2 protein-coding genes are annotated in these 1,417 nt (G+C 73.1%); one reads left to right on the top strand and one right to left on the bottom strand.

Going from position 1 to position 1,417, the window contains the following annotated elements; all coding sequences use genetic code 11:
• Nucleotides 1-859: MBL fold metallo-hydrolase (locus tag AC1D2K_RS34655; protein ID WP_478094960.1), on the top strand; the 859-nt coding region annotated here is incomplete at its 5' end.
• On the opposite strand, the gene alkB is transcribed toward AC1D2K_RS34655, so the two are convergent.
• On the bottom strand, nucleotides 831-1,417 hold a 587-nt coding region (gene alkB, locus AC1D2K_RS34660), incomplete at its 5' end, for a DNA oxidative demethylase AlkB (RefSeq protein WP_478094961.1). The two genes, AC1D2K_RS34655 and alkB, sit on opposite strands and share 29 nt — an antisense overlap.

Below are 1,417 nucleotides of genomic sequence, written 5' to 3' on the forward strand. Positions count from 1 at the left end.
GGCCGTCACCTGGATCGGCCACGCCACCGCGATGGTGCAGATGGGCGGGCTCACGCTGCTGACCGATCCGATGTTCTCGCCGCGCGCCTCGCCGCTGCCGCTGGTCGGCCCGAAGCGCCATGCGGCCCCGGGGCTCTCGCTGGCCGAGCTGCCGCATGTGGACCTGGTGCTGGTGTCGCACAACCACTACGACCATCTCGATGCCGCCTCGGTGGCGGCGCTGGCCGGCCAGCCCGGCGGCTCGCCGCTGTTCGTGGTGCCGCTGGGCCTCAAGCCCTGGCTGGCGGCGCGCGGCATCGCGCACGCGGTCGAGCTGGACTGGTGGGATCGCCATCGGGTGGCCGGCCCCCGGGGCGAGGTCGAGGTGGCGCTAGTTCCCGCCCAGCACTGGTCCTCGCGCAGCCCCGGCGATGCCATGGCCACGCTGTGGGGCGGTTTCGCGGTGCTGGCGCCGGACTGCCACCTGCTCTTCACCGGCGACACCGGCTACTCGCGCGATTTCAGCGACATCCGCGCGCACTTCGAGGACTTGCAGACGCCCGAACGCGGCGGCGGCTTCGACCTCGCGCTGATCCCGATCGGCGCCTACGCGCCGCGCTGGTTCATGCGCAACCAGCATGTGGACGTGGAGGAAGCGCTGCGCATCCATGCCGACGTCGGCGCCAAGCGCTCGCTCGGCATCCACTGGGGGGTCTTCCAGCTGACCGACGAGGCGCTGGACGAACCGCCGCGCAAGCTGGCGGAGTTGCGCGGCGCCCAGGGCCTGCCGGCGGACGCCTTCTTCGTGACGGCGATCGGCGAGACGCGCAGGCTCGCGCCCCGCAGCCCGATCAACCCGCGCGCCGAAACGTCAGATTGACCCGGCAGCCGCCGAGCAGCGGATGCTCGCCCTCCTTGACGGGGAGCACGCCGTGGAAACGCAATCGGGCCGGCCCGCCCCAGACCACCACGTCGCCGTGGACCAGCGGCACGCGGCGCGCCTTGTCGTCCCGCTTCGCCCCGCCGAACAGGAACACCGCGGGCAGGCCCAGCGACACCGAGACGATCGGCTGGCCGAAGTCGCGCTCGTTGCGGTCCTGGTGCAGCGACAGCCGGGTGCCGGGCGCGTAGCGATTGACCAGGCAGGCATCGGGCGCGAATCCCTCGAAGCCGGCCACGGCCGCGGCCTCGGCGGCCAGCAGCGAGAACGCCTCGGGCATCCGCGGCCACGGCCGACTGCTGTCGGGGTCGATGGCGTCATAGCGGTAGCCCGTGCGATCGCTGAGCCAGCCCAGCGCCCCGCAGTTGGTCATCGCCACCGACATCCGGAAGCCGCCCGGCGTCTCCAGGCAGCGCAGCGGTGCCTGCGCGATCACGCCCTGCACGGCGGCCAGCAGGGCCGTCTCGTGCCGGCACGCGAAGCGCCGCAGCACCATCG

The organism is Variovorax sp. P1_H12_2 (assembly GCF_056405335.1).